This is a genomic window from Flavobacterium sp. N3904 (assembly GCF_025947305.1).
In the GTDB taxonomy this organism is placed as follows: domain Bacteria; phylum Bacteroidota; class Bacteroidia; order Flavobacteriales; family Flavobacteriaceae; genus Flavobacterium.
In genome coordinates this window covers 3995250-4021685 of sequence record NZ_CP110009.1, presented here as the reverse complement: position 1 = coordinate 4021685, position 26436 = coordinate 3995250, and the positions used below count along the sequence as shown (strand labels likewise).

Below are 26436 nucleotides of genomic sequence, written 5' to 3'. Positions count from 1 at the left end.
AGAATAATTGTAATTATATTCTGGTTTTTTTGGGTATGTTAATTTTTTTTTAAATTTTAAGATGTGGTTTTTAATTTTTGCTCTTTAGAACTACTTTTGATGCAATGAAAGTAGTCGCACAAGTATTATTGTTTGTTTTTATAACTTTTCTAATAACTCCAACAATTGTTAGGTTAATAGAGAAAGATAGCGATACGTCTTTTTTCTATAGTTTTTCTGAAGAAGAACATTCCTTAAAAGGAATTAAAGCTATATTTGATTCTCATCCTTTATTAGAATTACCTCAATTTTTTATCAATAATTCCAGTCTCATTCTTTCTGAGAATTTGTCAAAACATGATATTATTACTGCATCAATATTTATTCCTCCCCCAAATCGTTTATAGATTATTTTAATTTTTTATAGTCAAAAATACTATTCTCTATTTTACTTATTAGCACTAGTAATTTTTCATATTAGGTCACTTTCTCAATAATCCCCAAGAGATTATCGCAAAGTTGTCATTTTGATATGGACTGGCTTATTGTGTTGATTAATAATGTTATATGGAGATAAATTTTTATATTTAATCTTTTAAATTAACTTTATAAATTTATTATGTCAAAAAAAACAAACCTTTTTACGTATTTCAAATCTGATTTTGCTTCTGGTTTAGTAGTTTTTTTAGTGGCTTTGCCACTTTGTTTAGGAATAGCAATGGCTTCCGGAGCACCTTTGTTTTCTGGGATTATTTCAGGTATTGTTGGGGGTATAGTAGTAGGATATTTAAGTCAATCACATATTAGTGTTTCTGGTCCTGCTGCAGGTTTGACAGCAATAATATTGACAGCAATTACTGATTTGGGAGCATTTGATGTTTTTTTAACTGCCGTTTTTATTGCTGGATTAATTCAATTGGCATTGGGTTTTTTGAAAGCTGGAAGTATTTCAAATTATTTCCCAACTAATGTAATTGAAGGAATGTTGGCAGGGATTGGAGTCATAATTATTATGAAACAATTGCCTCATGCTTTTGGGTACGATGCTGATTTTGAAGGTAATGAATCTTTTTCTCAACTTGATGGAGACAATACCTTTTCCTCTTTATTTGCAGTTTTAAATCACTTACAATTAGGTGCGATAATAATTGCTGCAGTTTCAATAGCCATTTTAATTTTGTGGGATAAAGTACCTTTTTTGAAAAAATTAAAAATCATTCCGGGAGCTCTTGTAGCGGTTATTCTCGGAATATTACTAAACGAATTCTTTACCGCTTCTGGTAGTTCTTTAGCTATAGGAAAAGAACATTTGGTTTCGTTGCCTATTCCGACAAATTTAGACGAATTTAAAGCAATTATTGTTACTCCAAATTTTGCTGGAATAATGAATCCAAAAGTGTGGGTAGTTGGTTTGACAATAGCTATTGTTGCTTCAATTGAAACCTTGTTGTGTATAGAAGCTGCCGATAGAATGGATGTTCACAAGCGTTTTACCAATACAAATGTCGAGTTAAAAGCGCAAGGTATCGGGAATATTGTGAGTTCACTTTTGGGTGGATTGCCTATGACATCTGTTGTAGTTCGATCTTCGGCGAATAATGAAGCTGGTGCAAAATCAAAATTATCTGCTATAATTCATGGGGTATTGTTAATGGTATCTGTTATTGCGATTCCTTTTATTTTAAATAAGATTCCTTTGGCAACTTTGGCTGCTGTATTAATTTTGGTTGGATATAAATTGGCAAAACCTGCAACTTTCAAACATTTTTGGCACTACGGTAAATATCAATTTTTACCCTTTATCGCTACATTTTTGGGTGTAGTATTTACCGACTTGTTAAAAGGGGTGGCTTTGGGTATTGCGATTAGTATTGTATTTATATTAAGAGGAAATCTTAAAAGAGCGTATAGCTTTAGAAAAGATGAATATCTTGATGGGGATGTTATTCACATCGATTTAGCTCAAGAGGTTTCTTTCTTGAATAAAGCAGCAATAAAATTGACATTGGCAAATATTCCAGAGAATAGTAAAGTTGTTATTAATGCTCACGATACAGTTTATATTGCTCACGATATTTTGGATTTAATCCATGAATTTAAAACTACAAGGGCTATTGATAATAATATTAAGGTAAAACTAAAAGGATTTAAAAAAGAGTATCATTTAGAAAATAGTGCCGAAACACAAAATCATGTAACCATTGAGCATCATTATGATTTTGTAAAAAGAGAAATGGTAGAAAAGACAGTGGTAAAAGAAGATTTTAAAGAATAATTTCTGATTTTAAAAGCATTAAATCTTTTATACTGTTATCTTGCATTATATTTAACTTAAAAAAAATAGACCAATAAAAACAACGAAAATGAGTGATTTTTATAAAAAAATATTAGACAATAATAAAAAGTGGGTTGAAGATCAGTTGAATCTAGATCCAGAATATTTTAAAGACCTTGCCAAAAGTCAGACTCCACCATTACTATGGATTGGTTGTTCGGACAGTCGTGTACCGGCTAACGAAATTATTGGTGCCAAACCAGGAGAGGTATTTGTGCATAGAAATATTGCAAACATGGTCGTGCATTCGGATATGAATATGTTAAGTGTACTCGATTATGCTGTAAATGTATTAAAAGTAAAACACGTTATTGTTTGTGGACATTATGGTTGTGGAGGTGTAAAAGCAGCGATGGGCAATGACTCTATAGGTATTATTGATAACTGGATTCGACACATAAAAGATGTATATCGTTTGCATGACAAATATTTGGATTCGATTGCTGATGAAACCGAACGTTTTAATGCTTTTGTAGAAATCAATGCAAAAGAGCAAGTGTTTGATTTGGCCAAAACATCTATCATACAATCTGCATGGAAAAATGGCCAAGAAGTAACTTTACATGGATGGGTTTATGGATTGAATTCAGGTTTTGTGACCGATTTGGGGGTAAACTTCAGCTCGGATAAAGATTTGGACGAAGTGTATCAACTGAATTTCAATAAGTAATATAATACGGTTTAGTCCTGAATGAAGTAATCTCTTTTAAATTATTAAAAAGGTTGTCTATGTTTTAGACAGCCTTTTTTTATGATTAATCGTCACTGTTCAAATTTTCATTGAATGCCGATGGTAGTAGTGTTGGGATAAACTTAATTAAAATAGGCAATAATAAACTGCCTCCAGGGAGCAAAAATATAGTCAAAGAAGGAACTGTTTTACATATATCCAAAATTTGTTTCTTTACTTTTTTCTTTTCTTTTTCGTCCAAATCTCTGTGAGTAGAATGTGCTAGTAAGAGCATCAATTCTTTACTTTGAATAATCTCCTTTAATAATCTTGTTTTATTACGGGAAATTAAAGTAATGACACTTTGTGTGGTTTGATCGTAAAAATGTTTTACAGGATTCGAATAATTAAAATAAGGGATTTCTTTTTTGTGTTTGGCAATAAATCCATCTGTACTTATAATGCTTTCTGATACAAATTCATCTTCAATAGTAAGATTTTTTGCTAAAGTATGTAAAAAGTAGGCTTCATTGTTTTCGAGAACTCCATCGCTCCACAAGGCCATTCCTGCCATATCAATGAGGTATTTTTTCTCTAATTCGGTGGTAAAATAGTCTAGTTCTAAATTCTCTAAAGTAATATTCTCTTTTTTGGAAAACTTACTGTATCGTATAGAGGCTTCAAATAATTTGATTAATAAATCGTCATATTGTGACTTGTTGGTTTTGATTTTTAAGGCCAGAGTTACAATATTGACAACTGTTTCTTCAATTTTTTTAAGATATTTTTCTGGAATTTCACCGTGAATTAAATATTGGCGAAAAGCCAAGACATCTATGAATAAAAGTGCATTGGTAACGAGATGCGAAAAGTTTTTATTGATAATGTTTTCATTCGTTTGAACTCGCTGATCAATTATTTTTTCGAGTGTTAAGGAAGTAGTGTTTTTTGGTAATATTTTTTTAAATAGACTAAAACCCTCGGGATGCATTTGTTTATAAAATGCATTTGTTTGTTCTATAAAATGGGTTGGATTATTTTCTTGATTGTTTAAACGATAAATAGCATATAAAGCATATAATAAAGCAATTTTAGATATTTCTTCTTTAAACCATCCTTTGGTGTCTATAGTAAAAGGAGTGTCAAATGAAATGATATGACCGTAGATGAAACCAGTATTCCTTAAATTTTGATAAAATACAGCTTCAGTTTCAGAAACATTTTGTTCTGATAACGGTAATTTTGAAAAAAATTTATCGATCCAACCGGATGCCGAAGGGTTAATCATTGCTTTGATTTAATTTGCAAAGCTATGTTTTTTTATGAATTTTTAATTCGAATTATAATAAAATAAACTAATCCCTTGATTTTTTATTTTGCTCGCAAAATTCAATTATCGTGGCAATTCGACTGTTTCTGGTTTCTGATCTTTTGGCTTGATTGAGCCAGTATAGATAGCTTTTTCGATAGGAAGGACTAAAATTTTGATAGTTTTCAAAAGCAGTTTGGTTTTGATTGAATGCTAGTTCTAAATCCTCTGGTATTATTAAATCTTCGACAGCATTCAAGGAAGTCCATGTGCCGTTTTGCTTTGCCTTTTCTATTTTGGCCAATCCACTTTCGTGCATCAGATTATCAGCAATGAGTTTCTCAATATAGGTTTTGTTGAGTTTGCTCCAAACACTTTTGTCTTTTCTAGGCGAAAAAACTTGTTTTCGGCTGTGTTCATCAACATTTCTGACTGTCGAATCAATCCAACCGTAACAAATGGCAACCTGTACAGCTTCTTCCCAACGCATACTTTCAAATGGACTGTTCACTTTATAAAAAATCAAATACACACCAGTTGACGAATGATGATTGTTGTGCAACCATTCTCGCCAATCGGCAGCATTTTTAAAATAATGATGTTCTTTTTCTTTCAAGAGCAATAAAAGACTTTTATGAATTTATTTAATAATGGCAGAACAAGCTACTCTTGCTCCAGCATTTCCTGAAGGTTGTGTAACAAAGTCATCGGCACCTTGATGCACAATAAGTCCTTTTCCAATGATATCTTTTGTAGCATCTCCACAGCCAATACACCATTCGTCTGTAGTCAATGTTATTGTTCCATTTCCATTTCCGTCAGCAGTAAAATTACCAATGTCACCTTTGTGGTATTCATCAACACCCCATTTTCCGTGTTTTTTGAAGGTCGGATTCCAGTGCCCTCCGGCCGAGCTTCCGTCTGCAGCAGAACAATCTGATTTTTCGTGTATGTGAATAGCATGAATTCCTGGCTGTAATCCTGCAATTTTGGCAACAAAAGTTACTTTGCCATTTTTCTCTACAAAAGTGGCTGTTCCGGTAACTTTGCTATTGCTTTTTGATTCGAATACTAAATTTAATTTTTTGGATTCACTTGAATTTCCACTGGTTTTACAACCAATAATAACTCCGATAATAATGACAATTAATAAGATTATTTTTTTCATGATTTTAATTTTTTAATTAGATTATAAAATTACGTATAAAAAAGCGTATTAAAATTAATTGTTTCTTAAAATCTATTTTGACTTTTCGCCCACAAAATGGTTGGTTGTTGATTTGAATAAAATATTAAAAGAGGTCAAACTGCCATATATGCGAGTGATGTATTGTTGCAATTCTATTTTTTCAATTTCTTCTATTTTGCTGGTATTAATTTTTTGTTCCATTACGCGCAAACGATCTCGAACCATTATAATTTTATGAAAAAAAGTATCAATTGGAATCTCTTTGGACACCAAACCAGCTTGACCTGGCTCAAGAATCATTTTGCCTCCTTTCCATTTATCCCCAATAGGAACAATTTCAGAGACATCGGACCATTTTTTCAAAAGGTCTCGCAAACTTTGTTCCACCTCAGAAAAACTTACAGTGTCGACTTCATCTACAGTAGCTTCTATAACTTTGAAATCATCGTTTAACGGTATAGTCTCCAAACCGTTTTCTATAAATGTCACCCAATATTCTTTTGAAGAAACGTTTGTTATAACTCCTTTTCCAAATTCGGGGTGTTCAATTCGAGAACCTATTCCTAGTAATACCATGTTATTGTCTTTTTTATACGAAAATAATCATACCCTTTTTAAAAAGCAAATTTGAAATCAAAACAACATTTTTCTTATTAATATTTAGTATTTTTACAAGACACATTTTAGATATTTAAATATATGACCATGAAAAATATAACTTTATTGATAGTATTCATTTGCATAGCATTTGTATCATGCTCAACAACAAAAGCAACTATGAAAACCACTTCGTTGGAAGGAACTTGGGAACTAAATTATATAACGGGGCCAAGAATTGCTTTTGATGGTTTGTATCCAGACAAGAAACCGACAATTGTATTTGATGTTGCAACAAATAAAATTGGAGGAAATAACAGCTGTAACCAGTATTTCGGAACTCTCATTGTGGATGGAAATAAAATTAATTTTAAAGATGCCAAAATGGGTATGACTATGATGGCATGTCAAGGTAATGGAGACACTATATATATGTCAACACTGGATAAAATTGACTCCTATTCTATTACTGACGATGGAAAAACTTTGAATTTATAACCGGAAATATTGTAATGATGCGTTTTACACATAAAATGTAATTTAAAAGTTAAAGGGATGAAAACATTATTTTTAACTGTTTTTCTTTCATTAAGTATTGTAAGTGGTTTTGCGCAGGAGAAAACCAAAAAACAATTGAAAGAAGAACAAAAGTTGGCAAAGCAAAATGAGATTGCTGCGCTTTTAGAATCAAAAGAGTTTAAATTTGAGGCTAATATGGCATATCCTCAAGGCACAAGAAGTGTAGATTTGACAACAAATCCTAATTTTTTAAAATTTGAAAAGGATTCTATAAAAAGCGAAATGCCTTTTTTTGGAACAGCTTACAGTGGTGTTGGGTATAATAGCACCAACGGAGGTCTTTACTTTAAAGGAAATATACAAAATTATTCTTCCGTTAAAGATGATAAATCCTACGTAATTAAATGTTCTATTAATGAAAAAACAGTGTCATATAACATGATTTTAACTGTATTTTTAGAAGGCAATGCATCATTAACTATTACTGCTTCCAATCGTTCGACAATTTCGTATCGAGGTAAAATTTACAAACTAAAAAAAGCGAAGTAAAACAAAAAGGGTATTTATTTAAACTCGATTTATTGTAATTTAATTAAAAAAATGAGTGTTTGATTTTAATTCTATGGAAGAAATTATAAAAATAAGTACTCAAACAATTGCCCAATTTATTGAGTTTTTATCGGCAATTATAATCGCGTATTCTTCTTTGAAAGCGGTAATTCAATATTTTAAAGATTCTTTTTCCAAGGCTGCTGGATATTTGCCAGACACCAATATCCGACTTTCATTAGGGAAATCGTTGGCAATCGCATTAGAATTATTATTGGGAGCCGATATTCTTAAAACAGCCATAGCACCAACTTGGACAGAAATAGGACAACTCGCGGCAATAGCCACTTTGAGAACCGCCTTGAATTACTTTTTGGAAAGAGAATTGAAAGAATCTAAAGAAAAACAAAATGAGAAATAAAATTATAATTATTTTTAGCTTTTCATTATTAGTTTTAAGTTGTAAAAAAGAAATTAAAAGCAGTGAGGTGTTTACCGATTCAACAACAACAGTTGATTTGGATAGTCATAATTCTGAAAATGCATTGGATTGGCAAGGTATATACAAAGGGGTTTTGCCATGCGCAGATTGCGAAGGAATTGAAACTACAGTAACTTTAAACAAAGATAAAACTTTTTCGTTGGCAACAAAATATTTGGGTAAAGGCGAAGGTAAGGTTTTTATAGAAAAAGGTTCTTTTACTTGGGACAAAACTGGAACTTCGGTAACACTTGAAGGCTCAAGGGATAGACCAAGCCAATACAAAGTTGGCGAAAATACCTTGACGCAATTGGATATGCAAGGTAATCCAATAACGGGTCAGTCAGCAAATCTATATATTTTAAAAAAGAAATAATCAGTAATAATTAAATTATAAAACTATGAAACTAAAATTCAGTTATTTTTCAATTTTAATGCTGTTTGTATTTAATTCATTTCAAATCAACGCTCAAAAAACAATACCTGTAAAAGCTGGTTGGTCATTTCTTGCAGAACCGTATGTAATGTTTCCTAATATGGCAGGAGATGTGGGTCTGGGGAATCTTCCCGATGTTACTGCCGATGTAACTCCAAGTGATATTTTTAGTAATCTGCAAATGGGAGCAATGCTGTATCTTGAGGCATCCAATGAAAAATGGAATGTCAATTCAGATTTATTGTATATGGATTTGGCGCAAGGTGTGAAAGGAAATGCATTAATAAGTAACGGGGAAGTTTCGGCAAAGCAATTGGGTTGGGAAGTAGCTGGACTGTACAAAGTAAGACCAAATTTGCAATTTGGGTTGGGATTGCTTTACAATTCAATAAAATCGGGTGTAGACATTAATCAAAATAATTTGGGTGGCGGAACAACTAATAGAAAAAGGGAGATTTCTGAAGGATGGGTTGATCCAATGTTTATAGCTGTATTTACCAATAAACCTGGCAAAAAAATAATCTATAAGTTTCGTGGTGAAATAGGTGGTTTTGGACTTGGAGCAGACACTAATTTTGCATGGCAAGTACAGGCATATGCAGGATACCGCTTCTCTGAATTATTCCAAATTCAGGGAGGTTACAGGGTTATAGGACTTGATTATGAAAACGGAAGTGGTTCTGATCGGTTTTTGTATAATATGGATACGTTTGGACCCGTTATCAAATTTGGATTTAATTTTTAACATTTAAAAAAAATAATACAATACGCCTTATACAAAAGTTTATAAGGCGTTTTTGATTAAAAAAAATACGACATGAAAACATTTTTAAAACTCACAGCTCTTTTTGAAGCATTAACTGGACTAGCATTAATTTTTGTGCCAAAATTAGTAATACTATTATTGTTTGAAGTTACTTTAGATGGATTTGGAGGGCAAATTGCGGGAATGATTGCCGGAGCAGCTATACTTTCAATCGCTATCATTTGTTGGCTTATGAAAGAAGTGGAATCGGCGATATTTGTGGTTAAAACCCTTTTGTTTTACAATATTTCTATTGTTGCCATTGTTCTCTATAGTATAATCAATTATGGAGTAAAAGGACCCGGAATATATTTGATAGTGGGTTTCCATACAATATTCTCAATATGGAGTTTGCTTCTATTTCTTAAAAAATCGGAAACTGTTTAAAAGACAATTTAATTTTTTTTTACTTTCTAAGAATATAAATTCTGAATATCAAAATCATAATAAATGAGATATTTGAAAAATAGCTATTTACTGCTTTTGATGTTTGTTTTTTGTCATGTAAAAGCACAGGTAGGTTTAGATTGCCCTCCAAAAACAGTATTGGAATTATTTAAAAAAAAAGATTCTCTTCTGGTTGTAAAACCTCTCAAGAATAGTTTTTTTCTTATCATTCCTGTCATTGGAGCACAACCGGCTACGGGATTTAGTTATGGTGCAACAGCCCAATATACTTTTAAAGGGTACGATATATTAGATAAATATTCTTCGGCAAATCTAGGCGTGGTTTTTACTACCAAGAATCAGTTACTGATAAATGTAAAAAACAATATTTTATTAAAAAATAATAAGCTTTTTTTGAGCGGTGATTATCGTTTGTACATTTTTACGCAACCCAATTATGGATTGGGAACAAATATAATTCCAACCCATAAGGACAATCCCGATTTTGAAATTGAGTCGATTGCAGAACCCATGGATTATAATTATTTTAAATTTCATCAAACGGCTTCTTGGGAGTTTTCCAACCATTTCTACATAGGAGGCGGTATAGATTTAGATTGGTATTCGAGTATTGTTGATAAAGATCTGGATGTTGCCAATGGCGACTATACCTATCATTACAATTACTCGATAGAAAACGGGTTTAATCCGCTGGAATATTATGTAAATGGTTTGAGTCTAAATTTTATTTATGATTGCAGAGACAATCAGATTAATGCTAGGAAAGGTTGGTTTGCGAATCTAAATTATAGAATCAATCCTGCTCTGTTTAAAGAGCAACAAGTGAGTAATGTACTTTTTACAGAGTTTCGCTATTTTATTCCGTTGAGTCAAAAAAAGGAGAATTTTGTTTTGGGATTTTGGGGGTACGGACAATTTGTAACACATGGAAATGTTCCGTATTTAAATTTGCCAGCTATAGGTTGGGATCAAAGGAGTAGGAGTGGAGAAGGATACACGCAGGGATTATTTAGAGGCAATAATTTGGCCTATCTTCAAGCCGAATTAAGATTTCCAATTACGTGTAATCAAGCTCTTAGCGGAACTGTCTTTACCAGTTTCACAACCGCAAGCAATAAAATGGATTCAGTTAGGCTATTCGATTATGTTCAGCCAGCTTTTGGGGTTGGATTAAGGGTGTTGATTGACAAAGCAACCCGCACCAATCTTGTGATAGATTATGCAGTAGGAAACCATTCTAAAGGATTTTATCTGAATGCGGGTGAAACTTTTTAGGTTGAATTTTAGTCTTATAATCTGTCTATATTAACAAGGATTGTTTTTGTAATTTATTTACATTTTCAATATTTTTTTATAACTTTACGAGACAAACAAACTTTAAACCAATTTAGTATGAAAACAATCATCAAAACATCGTTATTTCTTTTTCTGGTTTCCTTATTCGTTAGCTGTTCATCGGTTACCGTTTCATCGGATTATGATCATTCAGCTAATTTTTCAAAATACAAAACATTTTCTTTTTATCAATTAAATGTAACTGGGCAAACAATTAATCAACTCAATCAAAATCGTATTATCAGTGATGTAAAAGCAAATTTGATTAGTAAAGGTTTTACCGAAGACACAAGCAATCCGGATATGTTGGTAAACGCAACTACAGTAATGCAAGCAGAAAAACAATACAACGCCAATACTAACTATTACGGAGCAGGAGGAATGTATCGCCCTTATGGTTGGGGTGGTGGTTATGGAGGTATGGGAGGTATGGCAAATACTACGGTAAGTGTTCAGAATTATACGGATGGTTCTCTTGTAATTGATATCATAGACGCCTCTACTAAAACGCTTATATGGACCGGTACAGGTAGTAAAGATATTTACTCTCAATCGGATAATCCTGATCAAGCTGTTTTGGATGCAGTTACTAAAATTATGGCTAGTTTTCCTCCGGGAGCACCAAAGCAATAATAAAAATTTTGCAGGCTAAACTTTTAATTTAATATTTTAAAAAAAAAACATTGACCATATTCCAGGATCAATGTTTTTTTTTTGAAATAGAAAAGGATAATGAATAAAAGTATATTTTTTAACATTAGTTTTGTTAAAGTAAACTTATTTAAATAAAATTTTATGTTTCAAAAGACATTAATTGCAATCCTGTTTTTTTTATTTTCTGTTTCTATAATTGCTCAAACGGCAACAACCGTCAAAAAGGATACGACTGTTGCAAAAGAAAGTGAAGTTTCAAAATTCAATGCATTTAATAAAAAGGCGGAAGCTTTTTTTAGGGTGTTTCCAGTGCCTATTTATGGCTATACCACTGAAGCTGGAAATATATACGGTTTGACCAAATTCAATGTTCTTAATCTGTCAAAAAAAGATACCATATCCAAACCTTCTAAGTTGACCGAATTGGTGACTTTTTCATCAAAAGGGAGAGTAAATGTTGTATTGGGCGGACAATTGTTTTTTAAGGAAAATAAATATCAAATTCAAAGTTATGTCTATTATCAAAAACAACCCCAATACATTTTTGGAATAGGAAATGATGTAACAAAAGCAACGGAAGAAGCAATAAATTTTGACAGGGTTAAATTTTATTCTAATAATTTGATGCAAATTGAAAAAAATTTATATGTTGGTATTCCCATTGAGTTTGCCAATTATTGGAACATGCAAATCCCTGCGGATAGTTTTTTAATTCAAGATAATGTACCGGGAGTGACGGGTGGTTATGATGTAGGGGCAGGTTTTTCTGGTTTATATGACACAAGAAAAAATCCGTACAATCCACAACAAGGAGAATATTGTATGTCAAGTCTGGTTTTTCATCCCAAATTCTTTGGAAGTACTTATCAATTTACCAATTTTATTTTGGACATGCGTAAGTATTACAATCCTTGGCTTAAACATATTATTGCAGTTCAGGCATATACCAGCAATGCATTTGGCGATACACCATTCTATGATCTTTCGTTGATGGGTGGATCTGATCAAATGAGAGGGTATTACCAAGGAGCGTATCGAGATAAGGTTCTTATTGACGGACAGATTGAATACCGTATGCCGGTCTGGAATATTTTTGGAGTTGTAGGATTTGTGGGTACGGGTAGGGTATTTGAGAGTTACAAGGATGTGTCTTTTGAAACCTGGAGAGTTTCTTATGGTGGAGGATTGAGAATTATGGTTGACAGTAAGCATCAAACCAATTTGAGACTTGATTGTGGTTTTGGAGAAGGAGGTTCTTTAAGAGGGGTTTATTTTAGTTTTGGTGAAGCGTTTTAAAAAATATATTTTCAACAATATTATCTTTAAAATAAAGGTTTTTTTATTAAAATAAACATTAAATTATTAAATTTGAGTGTTTTAACAATTAAATCTTATATTATGAAAAAATTTATTCTTTTTATGTTACTTGCTATTTCTTCAAGTAATTTTGCCCAATCAACCATGAAAGACGATGTTGATATTGTTCAGTCTGTTTATGGTAAATCAAAAACAGAACTGGTAAATCAATACATGGCTTTGTCGGGCGTTCAGGCAACTGATTTTGCAAAAGTCTACGATGCTTACGAAGTAGAACGTAAAAATTTGGGTCAAACCAAAATACAATTAATCAATCAATATGCTGCCGATTTTCAAAATCTTACTGATGCCAATGCCGATGCAATAGTTAAAGGGACTTTGAAAAATAATTTAGGATATGATAAGTTGTATTCAACGTATTATGAAAAAGCAAAAAAGGCTGCTGGTGCATTAAATGCCGCAAAATGGATTCAATTGGAGATTTATTTGCAAACTGAAATTAGAGGCAGTATTCAAAATGCTATTCCTTTTATAGGCGAATTGGATAAGACAAAAGTAAATGCAAACTAAAATTATTTGCTACTGAATATTTAAGGGCGTAATGTACAATTCATTACGCTCTTTTTTTGCGTTTTTTTTATATTTTAAATGCCTAAAATTAAATTTTTTTAAGTTGAAAAAAGTAATTTTTCGGAGATTTAAATTATCAATTAATTAATAATCAAGCACTACCATTCTTTAGTTGCTTTATTTTAATTTTCTATTTTAATTAATCAGAAAAAAATGTTAAATTTGTATGTATACCACATTATCCTTTAATTTTTAATTAAAACGTCATGATAAATTCAGCCACAATTTTAAAATTTAAATTTGTAATAGTCTTTTTATTGCTCTTATTGGTCGGAAATGTATCTGTATTCGGACAAACACCTAAAGATTTTAAGAATTCTATAAAATTCAATGCGACAAACATGCTTTTGTATGATGCATCTTATCAATTTTCTTATGAAAGGATGATAAAAGAGAATCAAAGTATCAATTTTGTTTTTGGGTATCAACAATTTCCAAAGTTTATTCCAACTCTTACTGGGTTTAATTTTCAGCCAAAGGGAAGCCGATCAGGTTATTCGTTAGGATTGGATTATAGATTTTATTTAGGAAAAATCAACAAATATAGTGGACCACGTGGTGTTTATCTGGCTCCTTTTGTGTCCTATTTTAGTTTTGACAGTAGCAGGGGGTTTGATTATACAGATCCTGATACAAATGTTACTGACAGTGCCAATCTTAATATGAAATTAGATTTATACAATGTAGGAGGCGAATTAGGGTATCAATTTGTATTATGGGATCGATTGGTTATTGATTGCGTGCTTTTTGGGCCATCTGTAACAACCTATAAATACAATGTAAAAGTAGATGGAGATATCCCTTCATTGGATGAAAATGAACTGGCTCAAAAAATAATTGAAAAGATGAGAGATAAATTCCCCAACATAGGCAATATTACTGGAGATGAGGGAATTACAAAAAAAGGAGTTCAGTCTCTTACAGCAGTTGGTTTTAGATACAATATAAGTATTGGATATAGATTTTAGTTGACTTTAATTTTAATTTTAAAGTTGCTATTCAGAATTTAAACCTCGATATTTTCGGGGTTTTTTTATGGGTTGAAATTAGTTTTTGCTAATGGCTTCTTATATATTTGTAAAGCGCTAAATTGTATATCGTAATTAAACCTTAAATTTATTATCATGTCTACTCGTTCTTTAATTGTACTCCCAGATGATACTGGAAAACAAATAATTGATGCAATTAAAAAAGCAAAGAAATCCATTCGCGTAAAAATGTTTATTTTTTCGGATCCGGATTTAATTAATGCGATTATTGAAGCCAAAAAAAGAGGAGTTAAAATAGATATTATGCTTAACCCTGCCAGAAGGAACGGTGTAGAAGAAAATGATCAAGTCAGAAAATTACTGGAAGAAGTTGGTGTAGAAGTAAGAGACAGTAATCCGTCTTTTGGAATTACTCATGAGAAATCGATGGTAGTTGATGATGAATTAGCTATTATTCATTCTTTAAATTGGGACACCAAAAATCTTAATTTATCTCGAGATTATGCCATTATTACAACGCATAAACACGAAGTAAAAGAAATCATATCCTGCTTTGAGGCTGATTGGAATCGGATTGTATTTGTACCGGGAACCGATGCTAAACTTATTTGGTGTACAGGGAATGGTCGTTTGCGTATTGCTGAATTAATAGACAAAGCCAAGTATACTTTATTTGTACAAAACGAACGTTATCAAGATGAGGTAATAGTTGAACATTTGGTAAGGGCAGCCATAAGAGGTGTAAAAGTGCATATAATGGCAAAATCGCCTCATTCCTTAAAAAAACAAAAATTGGTTGAAGGGGTTGGTGGATTGCGTATTTTAGAAGATGTGGGTGTAAAGATTCATAAACTCAAAAAACTCAAATTGCATGGTAAAATGATTCTGGCTGATGGAGAAAGAGCTATTATAGGTTCTATAAACTTGGCTCCAGGGAGTTTTGATGATAGGCGAGAATTGGCTATTGAAATTCATGATGAAGCAATTATTAAACGTTTGCAAGAAGTTGCAAATCACGATTGGGAAAATTCAAAACCACTTGATCTTTCAGATGAAGGTCTTTTTAACGATTTAGAAAATCATAATCTGGGGAGTTCAGAAAGTCTTGCATTAGAAGTAGATGACAAAGCTGTAAAGCATCATAAAAAGCATTAGATTTTATATAATACTCGTATAAGTATGGTTGCATCTTTATTCTTTTTTCTTGTCAACAAAAATAAAATAGTATATTTAATTACCTTTTTTTTGATAAGTACTGTTTCTTTTGCTCAAGATCTTGAGCCCAGAGCTTATGCCAATATGCCGAAAGGTGCTAATGTTGTAGTTGCTAGTTACGGTTTTTTGAAAGGGAATGTTGTTTCTGAACCCACTTTGCCTATTGAGGATTTTGTTATTTCAAGCAATAATTTTGGAGTTGGTTATTTGCATACTTTTGGATTGGCCGATAAATTGGCAAGAGTGCAAGTCATCCTCCCATATGTAACAATGGATGGAAGAGCCAAAGTAAATGGTGAAGAAATAACTGGAAATCGAACTGGTTTTGGCGATATGCGCATACGATTTGGAATAATTTTATTAGGATCGCCAGCATTGGAGAGAAAGCAATTTAGCCAATATCAGCAAAAAACAATATTTGGGGTAAGTTTGGTTACATCAGTGCCTACAGGTCGTTATTACGCTGATAAAAGAATCAATATCGGAGCCAATCGTTGGGGATTCAAACCCGAGGTAGGTGTATCCAAACGGTTTACACATGTTTATGCTGAATTCTATTCTGGGGTTTGGTTTTATACGCAAAACGATGAATACCTTGGAGACAAAGATCTTCAGCAAAAACCTGTACTTTCTTTTCAGGGGCATGCCAGTTATTATTTTAAAAATCAAATGTGGATAGGATTTAATATGAACTGGTTTAACGGAGGAAAAACCGTTATTGATGATTTACCTACGGGAAGTTTGATTAACAGTTCAAGAATAGGACTAACGTGGTCTGTACCATTTACGAGAAGTCAGTCAATGAAATTGCAAGTTAATACAGGAACCTTTAAAGATATTGGACTGAATTATGACTCAATATCGCTTTCCTATCAGTATGTTTTCTTTTAGGATTTTACTAGAATATATATACAGAGCTCAAAAAAAAAAATCCAAAATTCAATCAATTTTGGATTTTTTTGTTTAAAATTCATTCGCAAGCTTTTAAATTTTAAAATAGCGCAGACAAGAAGAAATAGCTAGAATTAATGTAACTAAAATTATTGCATACGATTGTATTAATGAAATAGACACAGGCATTTTTTGATAAACAGTGTATTGTCGTTTTACTTTTTCTAAAGTTTTAGTATGTTCAATAGTTGCCCAGACCAATCCGACAAATCCAATAAGCAGCATGATTAATCCCACTTCACTGGGGCTGATTGATCCAACAGAATTTGCAATTCCTTTGGCTTCTTCATCCTCCAGTAAACGATAAACGGTAAATCCTAATGCCGAAATAGTAATAGATCTTGCTATCCAAGAAAGTTGCATTTTTTCTGCAGCAATCCTAAAACGTTCCAAAGTGATCAGCTCTTTATCTCTGTCTTTTTTTTCTTTTAGCAGTTTTTTTTCAGTTTCTATTGCCTCTGGGTTAGATGTAATTTCGTCTTTCATTTTAATTGGATTTATAGTTAAATGGTTTGTTTTAGAGTGTTAGTAATGTGCTCTCTAACAAATATATGTTTTTTTTTTAATTTTTGCAATTCTGTTTTCGAGTAGAATTTCTTCATCTATTTTTTCTAAATAATGATGATTTCCACAAATATTTAAACCCATGCATGTACAACAATCATAAAAGCGCAGTAGCATAAACCTAAATCAGAAATATACTAAGGGCGTGTCACCCTAAAGAAAAGGAACCAACTTATAATACTTGTTAGTCGGCTAGTTTTCTTTATGCTGCTGGGCTGTTGCTGTTACTTCGGTAGCTTAGCCCATCCCTCACGCAATCCTAACCACTTAAAGGAAAACGTGAAATTATTTTTTATAAGACCAATTTTTTTGAGAACTAATTCAAAATTTTAGCAGAGATTTTTAAGTGTTATTTAATATATTTGGTAATGATTCAAAAGTAATAAACAATGACAGCCCCAGATAAAAACATAAAATTTCCACTTCAAAATTATGACCGACTTTGTTTTCTAAAAAACATAGTTGAAAATCCAAATATCATTGTTGGCGATTACACCTATTATGATGATTTTGAAAACGTGGAGAACTTTGAGAAAAATGTAAAGTACCATTTTGACTTTGTTGGAGATAAACTGATAATTGGTAAATTTTGTATGATAGCTTCCGATGTGAAATTTATTATGAATGGAGCCAATCATCTTACAAATGCTTTAACAACGTATCCGTTTGCAGTTTTTGGGAAAGGCTGGGAAAATGCTATGGAAGGAAAGCAATATCCACAAAAAGGCGACATTCACATTGGCAACGATGTTTGGATAGGCTACAATGCAACCATTATGGCAGGAGTAACCATTGGCGACGGAGCCATTATTGCAACAAACGCAACCGTAATAAAAGACGTAGAACCTTATACTATAGTTGGTGGAAACCCCGCAACCGAAATCAAAAAAAGATTCACCAATGATGTTATCGAAAGGCTTTTAAAATTAAAATGGTGGGATTGGGAAATTGAAAAAATTACAAGAAATGTTCAAAACCTGACAGATACAGATATAGATAAATTAGAACTTCAGGAGAAATAACTTCGCTTAGCATTATTTAATAACAGAACTAGCATCCCATAAAAAAGCCGCTTTGTCATTCAGGGACAATAGCGGCTTTTTAACAAATAAAAACTAAAAAAGATGGTGTATTAGAAACAGTATGCGTTTTCTGCAACTAATTTTGTGGTGATTGTTTCTCTTAAACCAACAACATTTGGCATGTTAGTGTATTTAGTGAAACGACGTAATCCCATTAACATCATACGTTGTTCGTCACCTTCAGCAAAAGAAATAATGCTTTCTTTTCCTTTTTGAGTGATGATATCAACTGCTTGGTACAAGTATAATTGTGCCATTGCGATTTGTTCTTTGATTTTGTCAGCGCCGTTTGCTTTCGCTAATTTTTCGGTTCTCAAGATGGTACTTTCAGCCATATAGATTTCAATTAAGATATCTGATGCTGCCATCAATAATTGTTGGTGAGCATCTAAGTCTGGACCGTATTTTTGAACGGCACCACCAGCAACCATTAGGAACGCTTTTTTCAATTTACCGATCATTTCTTTTTCTTCAGCAAACAATTCAGAATAATCAGGAGTTTCAAAAGATGGAATTCCCATTAATTCTTCTTGTACTTTAGAAGCAGGTCCTAGTAAATCAACGTGACCTTTCATTGCTTTTTTGATCAACATACCAACAGAAAGCATTCTGTTGATTTCGTTTGTTCCTTCGTAGATACGGGCAATACGGGCATCTCTCCAAGCACTTTCCATAGGAGTGTCTTCAGAGAATCCCATTCCTCCAAAGATTTGGATTCCTTCATCGGCACAGTTTTGAACGTCTTCAGAAACAGCTACTTTCAAGATAGAACACTCGATTGCATATTCTTCAACACCTTTTAATTCTGACTCTTGGTGAGAAGCACCAGCAGTTTCACGCTCGGTGATACGATCTTCAATGTCTTTGGCAGCACGGTAAGAAGCACTTTCTCCTGCGTAGCAAGAAGTTGCCATTTCGGCCAATTTAGAACGAATAGCACCAAATTGAGAAATAGCAGTATTAAACTGGATTCTTTCATTAGAGTAGTGAACCGCTCCAGTGATTACTCTACGTTGTGCGTCCAAACAAGCTGCTGCCAATTTGATGCGACCTACGTTCAAGGCGTTCATTGCGATTTTGAAACCATTTCCTCTTTCAGACAACATATTTTCAGCAGGAACTTTGGTCTCATTGAAAAAAACCTGACGAGTAGAAGAAGCACGAATACCTAATTTATGCTCTTCTTCATTCATCGAGATTCCATTATCTGGAGTGTTTTCTACGATAAATCCGGTGATGTTTTTGTCGTCACCTATTCTTGCGAATACGATGAATACAGAACAGAATCCTGCATTCGAAATCCACATTTTTTGTCCAGTGATCGAATATGTTTTTCCGTCTTCAGATAAAACAGCTTTTGTTTTTCCAGAATTAGCATCAGAACCAGCACCTGGTTCAGTCAAGCAATAAGCGCCAAACCATTCTCCAGAAGCTAATTTAGGCACATATTTTTGTTTTTGCTCCTCTGTTCCGTATAATGTAATTGGCATTGTTCCAATTCCAGTGTGAGCTCCAAAAGCAGTAGAAAATGAACCCGTTGCTCCCGAAATATAGTCACATACCAAAACAGTATTTACAAATCCCATTCCCATTCCGCCATAAGCTTCAGGGACAGCTACGCTTAAGAAACCAAGATCTCCTGCTTTTTTCATACACTCTTGTGTATATGCGTAATCTTTTTTCTCAAAACGATCTTTGTGTGCCCACAATTCTTTGTCAACGAACTCTTTTACAGAGTCACGCATCATTAACTGCTCTTCATTGAAATCTTCTGGCGTGAAAATATCTTCACATTTTGTTTCTTTTACGATGAATTGACCACCTCTTGTTTTGTCGCTCATTTTATTTTTTTTTAAGTAATAGACTTTTTTAATTACATTAACTCGTAAATCCCCGCACTTCCTTGTCCAGTTCCCACACACATACTCACAATTCCGTATTTGCTTCCTCTGCGTTTCATTTCATCAAATAATTGAACAGAAAGTTTGGCTCCGGTACAACCTAGTGGGTGACCCAAGGCAATCGCTCCACCATTCACATTGATGATATCAGGATTCAAGTTCAATTCGCGGGTAACTGCCAATGCTTGTGAAGCAAAAGCTTCGTTCAATTCAATTAAATCGATATCATTTAGGGTCAATCCTGCTTGTTTCAACGCTTTTGGAATCGCTTTTACAGGACCAATTCCCATGATTCTTGGCTCAACGCCTGCAGAGGCGAAGTTTACCAAACGAGCAATTGGTTGAAGGTTTAATTCTTTTACCATTTCTTCGCTCATAACCAGTACAAAAGCAGCACCATCACTCATTTGTGAAGAGTTACCAGCCGTTACACTTCCGTCTGCAGCAAAAACAGCTCTAAGACCTGCTAATCCTTCCAAAGAAGTACCAACTCTTGGACCTTCGTCTTTGTTTACCACATACGATTTGGTTTCTTTTTTACCATTTTCATTGATAAAAGTTTGCTCTACCGTAATTGGAACAATTTGTTTGTCAAATTTACCTTCTGCTTGTGCTTTCAAAGCTTTGTTGTGTGATTGAAAAGCAAATTCATCTTGATCCGCACGAGAAATGTTGAATTGTTTGGCCACCGCTTCCGATGTCAATCCCATTCCCCAGTAGTAATCCTCGTGTCCCGCTTTTGCAACAGCATAATCCGGAGTAGGTTTGTAACCTCCCATTGGAATATAACTCATGCTTTCAGCTCCGCCGGCAATGATGCAGTGTGCCATTCCCGATTGGATTTTGGCAGTCGCCATTCCAATTGTTTCCAATCCCGAAGCACAATATCTGTTTACGGTAACACCAGGAACATCATCTACTTTTAATCCCATCAAAGAGATTAATCGTCCTACGTTCAAACCTTGTTCTGCTTCCGGCATGGCGTTTCCTACCATAACGTCGTCAATACGTGTTTTGTCAAAATCAGGCAACTCATTCATCATGTATTGAATGGTTTCTGCAGCCAACTCATCAGGTCTTTTAAATCTAAAAACTCCTTTTGGTGCTTTTCCTACCGCAGTACGATACGCTTTAACTATATATGCTGTTTTCATAATTATTATTTTGAATTTTGAATTCTAAATTTTGAATTAATTCAAAGGACATTTAAAATTCATAATTTATAATTTAAAATTAATTGCGGAGTGGTTTCCCCTTAGTTAACATAAACTGAATTCGCTCCAATGTTTTTCTCTCAGTACAAAGTGATAAAAATGCTTCTCTTTCAATATCCAATAAATACTGTTCAGACACCAATGTAGCTTCAGATAAATCACCACCAGCCATAACGTAAGCTAGTTTGTTTGCAATTTTTAGATCGTGCTCTGAGATGTATTTACCAGCAACCATTTGGTTAGTTCCTACCAAGAACATTCCTAATGCTTGTTTACCCAAAACTTTTACATCTGTTCTGCGGATTGGTTGGGTATAACCCGCTTCTGCCATTAATAAAGCATGTTTCTTAGCTTCAGCGATCTGACGATCTTTGTTGACTACGATAATATCTTTACCATGTTGAAGAAGTCCAGTATCGAAAGCTTCATAACCAGAAGTTGATACTTTTGCCATAGCGATGGTCATGAAATACTCTTGTAAAACATTCAATTCTACATCGTTTTTACGGAATAAATCGGATGCACGTAAGGCCAATTCTTTCGAACCTCCACCGCCAGGAATAACCCCAACACCAAATTCAACCAATCCCATATAGGTTTCTGCAGCAGCAACCACTTTATCAGCATGCAAACTCATTTCGCAACCACCACCAAAAGTCATTCCGTGAGGAGCAACTACAACAGGGATTCCAGAATAACGCACACGCATCATCGTGTCTTGGAACATTTTAATAGCCATATTCAATTCATCGTATTCTTGCTCCACTGCCATCATGAAAATCATTCCGATATTAGCACCAACAGAGAAATTTGCTGCTTGGTTTCCAATAACCAAACCTTGATATTCTTTTTCGGACAAATCTATCGCTTTGTTGATCGCAGCTAAAACATCACCTCCAATAGTATTCATTTTGGATTGGAATTCTAAATTCAAAATTCCGTCACCCAAATCTTGGATGATAGCACCGCTATTACTCCAAACTTTTTTGCTTTCGCGAATGTTGTTCAAGATGATGAATGCATCTTGGCCTGGAACTTTAGTTTGCGATTTGGTTGGAATATTATAGAAATAAGTTGCTCCTTCTTTAATAGTATAAAAACTAGTACTTCCAGAAGCTAACATTTCGGTAACCCAAGCTGCAGGTTCAAGACCTTCGGCTTTCATGATTTCGATTCCTTTTTCAAGACCAATGGCGTCCCAAATTTCGAATGGACCATTTTCCCATCCAAAACCAGCTTTCATGGCATCGTCTATTTTGTATAATTCATCTGAGATTTCAGGAATACGGTTGGAAACATAAGCAAACATTCCAGAGAAACTTTTTCTGTAGAATTCACCAGCTTTGTCTTTTCCTTTAACTAAAACCTTAAATCTGTTGATTGGTTTGTCAATCGTTTTGGTCAATTCCAAAGTAGCGAAAGAGGCTCTCTTCGCTGGACGGTATTCCAAAGTATCCAAGTCCAAAGAAAGAATGTCTTTGTCTACTTTTTTGTAGAAACCTTGACCCGTTTTGCTTCCCAACCATTTGTTTTCCATCATTTTGTTAACAAATTCCGGAAGTTTGAACAACTCGTGTTGTTCGTCTGTCGGGCAGTTTTCGTAGATTCCGTTGGCAACATGCACCAAAGTATCCAATCCAACAACGTCTACAGTTCTGAAGGTAGCCGATTTTGGACGGCCAATAACCGGACCGGTCAGTTTATCTACTTCTTCAATAGTCAATCCCAATTCTTTTACCAAGTGGAACAAACTTTGAATTCCGTAAATACCGATACGGTTTCCGATAAAGGCTGGAGTGTCTTTGGCAACAACCGAAGTTTTTCCCAAGAATTTTTCTCCGTATATCGTTAAGAAATCCAATACTTCTGTTGAAGTTTGTGGACCAGGAATAATTTCGAATAATTTTAAGTAACGAGCCGGGTTAAAAAAGTGAGTACCACAGAAGTGTTTTTGAAAATCATCGCTACGTCCTTCGCTCATAAAGTGAATTGGAATACCAGAAGTGTTGGATGTTACCAAAGTTCCTGGTTTTCTAAATTTTTCAATTTGCTCAAAAACCATTTTTTTGATGTCCAAACGCTCCACAACCACCTCGATAATCCAATCTACATTGGCAATCTTGGCCATATCGTCCGTAGTATTTCCAGTGGTGATTCGGCTGGCGAATTTTTGACTGTAAATAGGAGAGGGCTTTGATTTTAAGGAGTTGGCCAAATGTTCGTTTACCACACGGTTGCGAACAATTTTACTCTCAAGCGTTAGCCCTTTTTTGGCTTCTGCATCGGTCAATTCTCTTGGTACAATGTCCAAAAGTAAGACTTCTACACCAATGTTGGCAAAATGACAAGCAATTCCTGAACCCATAATTCCGGATCCAATTACTGCAACTTTTTTAATGGTTCGATTCATCATTACTGTTTTCTTGTTGATTAAATATGTTTTTATTCTGAATTAGTTCGTTGATTATTTCTGCTACTTCAATGAAAGTGTTTATCTTTTCTTCCGAAATGTGTTTTCTTACAGAGTCATTAAAATTCAAAACGGTATTCTTCGAAAGCTCTCTTTTTTCTTTTCCAAAATCGGTCAGGTAAATCAAAACGCCTCTGCCGTCTTCAGGATTTTTCTTGCGGGTGATTAGCCCTTTTTCTTCCATCGATTTTAATGTTCTTGTCAAACTTGTAGCTTCCATTCCCATTCTGGGTCCCAATGCAGTTGACGGTGTTCCTTCTTCTCTGTCAATACTTAATAATGCAAATCCAGTTGCCATTGTCGCGTCATATTTATGAGCTTCTTCGTTGTACATTCTGGATACGGCTTGCCAAGTTGCTCTTAGGATATAATCTATTGTTTTGTTTTTCATATTCTACTATATCGATTTCAAAAGTAATAAAAAAAATACTATGCACGCATAATAAATTTCGTTTTTTTTTAATATTTTATAAATATAGATAAAAAACTCCTTTGAAATAAGGACTTTAGAAAATATTATGCATGCGCAGTATATTCTTATTTTAGCAAAAAGGATGCTTTTTTGAGTTTTGTATAAAAAGGATTGAAATTTTGATTTGGAGCACACAAAATGGCATTATTGCAAGTCCTTTTACATTTGACAGACAACCGATAAACCGATTTATTCACTTTTTACGGATTGCCGTAATTCTAAGAAATTTATTATAATTATATTTGAGAAAAAAGTTGTTAGATAATATATTTGCTAATGAGTGAAAAGATACCTTTTTTATGAATTAATAAAACGAAAACTATGGAGAATGTTCATGATTTGATTTTAAATGAAAGTGAAAAATTTAAGGATTATTTTTTAAATGATGAAGAGAAGTCTATTTCTTTTTTTCCAAAATTTAATTCTATTAATATTATTGTAGGAGCAAATAATAGTGGGAAAAGTAGATTTATAAGACAATTAATGTCAAATAATTACTTTGTTGGAGTTAAAGATTTACTTTTTTTAGAAACAGAAATTAGAGCATATAATTATAGAATTTCGAATACTAATTCAATAATTGATGAAAAATATAATACTTATGATGAAAACTCTAAAAGGACTATATATATCAGTGGAGATAATGTTGATGATCAAAAAGCAAAAGTATTATTAGAAAATAGACTGACAGAACTCAATTTTAATGATATTGAAGATCTTGTGAAAATAATAAAACAGAATAAAGCAAATCTAGAAAATTTAAGAAGTTTTGATGTAACAAATATTTTTATTTCTGGTTATTCGAAAATTAATAATGACTTTATAAAAATTTTCAAAAATTTTAAAAAGTATTATATACCAACATTAAGAACAGCACATTCTTTATTTAATTTTGATTTAGATAAATACTCTAAAATTGAGAGTGATATTTATTTAGAAACGCTTGATAATTATTATGGATTAAAAAATATTAATATTGATGTTTTTACAGGTGTTCATCTTTATAAAGAAATTTTAAATACAAGAAACTCTAAAAGAGAAATAAGAAGCAAATTTGATAAATTCGAGGAGTTTATTAGAATTAATTTTTTTGATGGTAAAAAAATTGATATTGTTGCTGAATTTGATAAAGATGAGAGTTTAAAAGGGAATAATAATTTAGAAATAATAAGTGTTCATATAGAAGGAGAAAAAGAAACTCGTAAACTTTATGAATTAGGAGATGGAATTCAGGCTATCATTATTTTAATGTATAAAATCTTTATGGCTGAGCCAGATTCTTTTGTATTTATTGATGAACCTGAACTTAACCTACATCCAGGTATGCAAAGATTGTTTTTGGAGCAAATTACAACTAACAAAGATTTAAAGAGTAAAAAATTAAACTATATAATTACCACTCATTCTAATCATTTTTTAGATTTAACTATCGAAAAAGATAATGTATCGATTTATTCCTTTTCTCCAAAGAATGATAAAGGTGGAGAAAAACAATTTGTAATTAAAAATGTCAATCGTGGTGATAATAAATTACTTAAGGATTTGGGGGTGAATAATTCATCGGTTTTTATGGCAAATTGTAGTATTTGGGTAGAAGGGATATCTGATAGAAACTATATTAAAGCATTTTTAAAATCCTATTGCAATTCAATTAAAAAATCATATCCAAAAGAAGATATAGATTTTGCATTTTTCGAATACGCCGGTTCAAATATTGATCATTATATTTTTGATGATAAAGTAGAAAAGGAAGATGTGGATATTGTTTTAAATGACATAAAAGCTTTGGCAATTAGTAACAGAATATTTCTTTTAGCAGATTCTGATGCATCTAAACAAAGTAGTAAAAAAGGAATTAGATTAAAAGAGTTGGAAGATGCAAAAACAGATAATTTTATTCCTAAGGTTGTTTGGAATATTAGAGAAATAGAGAATCTTTTGACTAATGAAATGTGGAAAGGAATTCTAATTGATCTTTGTAATAAAACGTTGATTAAGTCACATGAAACTGATATTTTATTAAAAATTAATGAAGCATTATCCGAAGTTAATTATTCAGATTTCGAGAAAAAATATGTTGGGGAATTTCTAGAGGAATTAAGAAAAAAAATGGGTAATATTTCGAAAAAATCGATTCTTAATCAATCTAATTACGAAGTGAAATCAAATGATTCCTTTGGAACAATTATTAATAAACGTGAATTAAGCGAGTTAGTTTTTAATAAAAATTTTTCATGGGAAGTCTTGTCTAAGAATAAAGAAATTGAAAACTTAACCATTGAAATTTATGATTTTATAACACAAAAAACATAAACAAAAAATCACGACTCGATAGTTGTGATTTTTTGTTTATAGGAGTTTGTAT

Annotated in this window: 27 protein-coding genes; 18 read left to right on the top strand and 9 right to left on the bottom strand. The window is 32.9% G+C overall.

The features are described 5' to 3' along the window. Positions 1 to 77 precede the first annotated feature (77 nt). The 3 genes from OLM57_RS17135 (at position 78) to can (ending at position 2984) form a co-directional block, all read left to right on the top strand. Positions 78 to 386, top strand: coding sequence for a hypothetical protein (locus tag OLM57_RS17135; RefSeq protein ID WP_264564904.1), 309 nt, complete (start codon positions 78 to 80; stop codon positions 384 to 386). Positions 387 to 598: 212 nt separating this feature from the next. Beyond that, complete coding sequence (locus tag OLM57_RS17130; RefSeq protein ID WP_264564903.1) at positions 599 to 2254, top strand: SulP family inorganic anion transporter; 1656 nt, start codon at positions 599 to 601, stop codon at positions 2252 to 2254. Positions 2255 to 2342: 88 nt separating this feature from the next. Further along, positions 2343 to 2984: a carbonate dehydratase gene (gene can, locus OLM57_RS17125; protein ID WP_264564902.1), complete on the top strand. Its 642-nt coding sequence runs from the start codon at positions 2343 to 2345 to the stop codon at positions 2982 to 2984. 85 nt (positions 2985 to 3069) lie between these two features. On the opposite strand, the gene OLM57_RS17120 is transcribed toward can, so the two are convergent. The 4 genes from OLM57_RS17120 to OLM57_RS17105 form a co-directional block, all read right to left on the bottom strand. After that, positions 3070 to 4272 carry an LETM1-related biofilm-associated protein gene (locus tag OLM57_RS17120; protein WP_264564901.1) on the bottom strand — a complete coding sequence of 401 codons (1203 nt, stop codon included), beginning with the start codon at positions 4270 to 4272 and terminating at the stop codon, positions 3070 to 3072. 67 nt (positions 4273 to 4339) lie between these two features. After that, on the bottom strand, positions 4340 to 4909 hold the full coding sequence (locus tag OLM57_RS17115) for a YdeI/OmpD-associated family protein (RefSeq protein ID WP_264564900.1): 570 nt from the start codon (positions 4907 to 4909) through the stop codon (positions 4340 to 4342). Between the two features lie 24 nt (positions 4910 to 4933). Continuing rightward, positions 4934 to 5461 carry a superoxide dismutase family protein gene (locus OLM57_RS17110; protein ID WP_264564899.1) on the bottom strand — a complete coding sequence of 176 codons (528 nt, stop codon included), beginning with the start codon at positions 5459 to 5461 and terminating at the stop codon, positions 4934 to 4936. Positions 5462 to 5533: 72 nt separating this feature from the next. After that, the gene (locus OLM57_RS17105) at positions 5534 to 6058 is read right to left on the bottom strand and encodes a hypothetical protein (RefSeq protein WP_264564898.1); all 525 of its coding nucleotides are present in this window, start codon (positions 6056 to 6058) and stop codon (positions 5534 to 5536) included. A gap of 129 nt (positions 6059 to 6187) precedes the next feature. On the opposite strand from OLM57_RS17105, the gene OLM57_RS17100 reads away from it, so the two are divergent. The 13 genes from OLM57_RS17100 (at position 6188) to OLM57_RS17040 (ending at position 16308) form a co-directional block, all read left to right on the top strand. After that, positions 6188 to 6577 carry an META domain-containing protein gene (locus OLM57_RS17100; RefSeq protein WP_264564897.1) on the top strand — a complete coding sequence of 130 codons (390 nt, stop codon included), beginning with the start codon at positions 6188 to 6190 and terminating at the stop codon, positions 6575 to 6577. Between the two features lie 57 nt (positions 6578 to 6634). Next, a complete protein-coding gene (locus OLM57_RS17095) occupies positions 6635 to 7147 on the top strand; it encodes a DUF4251 domain-containing protein (RefSeq protein ID WP_264564896.1) in 513 nt (170 codons plus the stop codon). A gap of 73 nt (positions 7148 to 7220) precedes the next feature. Further along, a complete protein-coding gene (locus tag OLM57_RS17090; RefSeq protein WP_264564895.1) occupies positions 7221 to 7568 on the top strand; it encodes a DUF1622 domain-containing protein in 348 nt (115 codons plus the stop codon). Then, positions 7558 to 8004: a copper resistance protein NlpE gene (locus OLM57_RS17085; protein ID WP_264564894.1), complete on the top strand. Its 447-nt coding sequence runs from the start codon at positions 7558 to 7560 to the stop codon at positions 8002 to 8004. The genes OLM57_RS17090 and OLM57_RS17085 overlap by 11 nt, the downstream gene beginning before the upstream one ends. A gap of 25 nt (positions 8005 to 8029) precedes the next feature. Further along, the gene (locus tag OLM57_RS17080; RefSeq protein WP_264564893.1) at positions 8030 to 8809 is read left to right on the top strand and encodes a hypothetical protein; all 780 of its coding nucleotides are present in this window, start codon (positions 8030 to 8032) and stop codon (positions 8807 to 8809) included. A gap of 72 nt (positions 8810 to 8881) precedes the next feature. After that, entirely contained in the window at positions 8882 to 9256 is a 375-nt protein-coding gene (locus tag OLM57_RS17075; RefSeq protein WP_264564892.1) for a hypothetical protein, read from the top strand. Positions 9257 to 9319: 63 nt separating this feature from the next. Then, positions 9320 to 10552, top strand: a complete 1233-nt coding sequence (locus OLM57_RS17070; protein ID WP_264564891.1) for a BamA/TamA family outer membrane protein — start codon at positions 9320 to 9322, stop codon at positions 10550 to 10552. A gap of 117 nt (positions 10553 to 10669) precedes the next feature. Then, the gene (locus OLM57_RS17065) at positions 10670 to 11245 is read left to right on the top strand and encodes a DUF4136 domain-containing protein (protein ID WP_264564890.1); all 576 of its coding nucleotides are present in this window, start codon (positions 10670 to 10672) and stop codon (positions 11243 to 11245) included. A 162-nt stretch (positions 11246 to 11407) separates the two neighbouring features. Next, the gene (locus tag OLM57_RS17060) at positions 11408 to 12562 is read left to right on the top strand and encodes a BamA/TamA family outer membrane protein (RefSeq protein ID WP_264564889.1); all 1155 of its coding nucleotides are present in this window, start codon (positions 11408 to 11410) and stop codon (positions 12560 to 12562) included. A gap of 102 nt (positions 12563 to 12664) precedes the next feature. Further along, the gene (locus OLM57_RS17055; protein WP_264564888.1) at positions 12665 to 13153 is read left to right on the top strand and encodes a hypothetical protein; all 489 of its coding nucleotides are present in this window, start codon (positions 12665 to 12667) and stop codon (positions 13151 to 13153) included. A 266-nt stretch (positions 13154 to 13419) separates the two neighbouring features. Further along, positions 13420 to 14181 carry a hypothetical protein gene (locus OLM57_RS17050; protein WP_264564887.1) on the top strand — a complete coding sequence of 254 codons (762 nt, stop codon included), beginning with the start codon at positions 13420 to 13422 and terminating at the stop codon, positions 14179 to 14181. Positions 14182 to 14337: 156 nt separating this feature from the next. Continuing rightward, a complete protein-coding gene (locus OLM57_RS17045; RefSeq protein WP_264564886.1) occupies positions 14338 to 15357 on the top strand; it encodes a phospholipase D-like domain-containing protein in 1020 nt (339 codons plus the stop codon). A 90-nt stretch (positions 15358 to 15447) separates the two neighbouring features. Beyond that, a complete protein-coding gene (locus tag OLM57_RS17040; RefSeq protein WP_264564885.1) occupies positions 15448 to 16308 on the top strand; it encodes a transporter in 861 nt (286 codons plus the stop codon). 93 nt (positions 16309 to 16401) lie between these two features. Here the strand turns inward: OLM57_RS17040 and OLM57_RS17035 are convergent, their stop codons facing one another. Beyond that, positions 16402 to 16854, bottom strand: a complete 453-nt coding sequence (locus tag OLM57_RS17035) for a DUF202 domain-containing protein (protein ID WP_264564884.1) — start codon at positions 16852 to 16854, stop codon at positions 16402 to 16404. Between the two features lie 467 nt (positions 16855 to 17321). Between OLM57_RS17035 and OLM57_RS17030 the strand changes: the two genes are divergently transcribed. Then, positions 17322 to 17954, top strand: coding sequence for a CatB-related O-acetyltransferase (locus OLM57_RS17030; RefSeq protein WP_264564883.1), 633 nt, complete (start codon positions 17322 to 17324; stop codon positions 17952 to 17954). Positions 17955 to 18064: 110 nt separating this feature from the next. On the opposite strand, the gene OLM57_RS17025 is transcribed toward OLM57_RS17030, so the two are convergent. From OLM57_RS17025 to OLM57_RS17010, 4 genes are all read right to left on the bottom strand, one after another. Beyond that, a complete protein-coding gene (locus OLM57_RS17025; RefSeq protein WP_264564882.1) occupies positions 18065 to 19855 on the bottom strand; it encodes an acyl-CoA dehydrogenase family protein in 1791 nt (596 codons plus the stop codon). Between the two features lie 32 nt (positions 19856 to 19887). Further along, positions 19888 to 21069 carry an acetyl-CoA C-acyltransferase gene (locus OLM57_RS17020; RefSeq protein WP_264564881.1) on the bottom strand — a complete coding sequence of 394 codons (1182 nt, stop codon included), beginning with the start codon at positions 21067 to 21069 and terminating at the stop codon, positions 19888 to 19890. A 79-nt stretch (positions 21070 to 21148) separates the two neighbouring features. Continuing rightward, on the bottom strand, positions 21149 to 23539 hold the full coding sequence (locus tag OLM57_RS17015) for a 3-hydroxyacyl-CoA dehydrogenase/enoyl-CoA hydratase family protein (protein WP_264566922.1): 2391 nt from the start codon (positions 23537 to 23539) through the stop codon (positions 21149 to 21151). Next, the gene (locus OLM57_RS17010; RefSeq protein ID WP_264564880.1) at positions 23523 to 23990 is read right to left on the bottom strand and encodes a MarR family winged helix-turn-helix transcriptional regulator; all 468 of its coding nucleotides are present in this window, start codon (positions 23988 to 23990) and stop codon (positions 23523 to 23525) included. The genes OLM57_RS17015 and OLM57_RS17010 overlap by 17 nt, the downstream gene beginning before the upstream one ends. A gap of 402 nt (positions 23991 to 24392) precedes the next feature. Between OLM57_RS17010 and OLM57_RS17005 the strand changes: the two genes are divergently transcribed. Further along, positions 24393 to 26384 (top strand): AAA family ATPase, encoded by a 1992-nt coding sequence (locus tag OLM57_RS17005; protein WP_264564879.1) that lies wholly within the window; start codon positions 24393 to 24395, stop codon positions 26382 to 26384. Positions 26385 to 26436: the final 52 nt, after the last annotated feature.

Coding starts and splice junctions, on each gene's coding strand:
- OLM57_RS17090 (WP_264564895.1), top strand. CDS start 7,221: ATGGAAGAAATTATAAAAATAAGTACTCAAACAATTGCCCAATTTATT.
- OLM57_RS17015 (WP_264566922.1), bottom strand. CDS start 23,539: ATGAATCGAACCATTAAAAAAGTTGCAGTAATTGGATCCGGAATTATG.
- OLM57_RS17080 (WP_264564893.1), top strand. CDS start 8,030: ATGAAACTAAAATTCAGTTATTTTTCAATTTTAATGCTGTTTGTATTT.
- OLM57_RS17095 (WP_264564896.1), top strand. CDS start 6,635: ATGAAAACATTATTTTTAACTGTTTTTCTTTCATTAAGTATTGTAAGT.
- OLM57_RS17010 (WP_264564880.1), bottom strand. CDS start 23,990: ATGAAAAACAAAACAATAGATTATATCCTAAGAGCAACTTGGCAAGCC.
- OLM57_RS17075 (WP_264564892.1), top strand. CDS start 8,882: ATGAAAACATTTTTAAAACTCACAGCTCTTTTTGAAGCATTAACTGGA.
- OLM57_RS17035 (WP_264564884.1), bottom strand. CDS start 16,854: ATGAAAGACGAAATTACATCTAACCCAGAGGCAATAGAAACTGAAAAA.
- OLM57_RS17085 (WP_264564894.1), top strand. CDS start 7,558: ATGAGAAATAAAATTATAATTATTTTTAGCTTTTCATTATTAGTTTTA.
- OLM57_RS17005 (WP_264564879.1), top strand. CDS start 24,393: ATGGAGAATGTTCATGATTTGATTTTAAATGAAAGTGAAAAATTTAAG.
- OLM57_RS17065 (WP_264564890.1), top strand. CDS start 10,670: ATGAAAACAATCATCAAAACATCGTTATTTCTTTTTCTGGTTTCCTTA.
- OLM57_RS17045 (WP_264564886.1), top strand. CDS start 14,338: ATGTCTACTCGTTCTTTAATTGTACTCCCAGATGATACTGGAAAACAA.
- OLM57_RS17060 (WP_264564889.1), top strand. CDS start 11,408: ATGTTTCAAAAGACATTAATTGCAATCCTGTTTTTTTTATTTTCTGTT.
- OLM57_RS17130 (WP_264564903.1), top strand. CDS start 599: ATGTCAAAAAAAACAAACCTTTTTACGTATTTCAAATCTGATTTTGCT.
- OLM57_RS17030 (WP_264564883.1), top strand. CDS start 17,322: ATGACAGCCCCAGATAAAAACATAAAATTTCCACTTCAAAATTATGAC.
- OLM57_RS17025 (WP_264564882.1), bottom strand. CDS start 19,855: ATGAGCGACAAAACAAGAGGTGGTCAATTCATCGTAAAAGAAACAAAA.
- OLM57_RS17070 (WP_264564891.1), top strand. CDS start 9,320: ATGAGATATTTGAAAAATAGCTATTTACTGCTTTTGATGTTTGTTTTT.
- can (WP_264564902.1), top strand. CDS start 2,343: ATGAGTGATTTTTATAAAAAAATATTAGACAATAATAAAAAGTGGGTT.
- OLM57_RS17110 (WP_264564899.1), bottom strand. CDS start 5,461: ATGAAAAAAATAATCTTATTAATTGTCATTATTATCGGAGTTATTATT.
- OLM57_RS17105 (WP_264564898.1), bottom strand. CDS start 6,058: ATGGTATTACTAGGAATAGGTTCTCGAATTGAACACCCCGAATTTGGA.
- OLM57_RS17100 (WP_264564897.1), top strand. CDS start 6,188: ATGAAAAATATAACTTTATTGATAGTATTCATTTGCATAGCATTTGTA.
- OLM57_RS17055 (WP_264564888.1), top strand. CDS start 12,665: ATGAAAAAATTTATTCTTTTTATGTTACTTGCTATTTCTTCAAGTAAT.
- OLM57_RS17120 (WP_264564901.1), bottom strand. CDS start 4,272: ATGATTAACCCTTCGGCATCCGGTTGGATCGATAAATTTTTTTCAAAA.
- OLM57_RS17050 (WP_264564887.1), top strand. CDS start 13,420: ATGATAAATTCAGCCACAATTTTAAAATTTAAATTTGTAATAGTCTTT.
- OLM57_RS17020 (WP_264564881.1), bottom strand. CDS start 21,069: ATGAAAACAGCATATATAGTTAAAGCGTATCGTACTGCGGTAGGAAAA.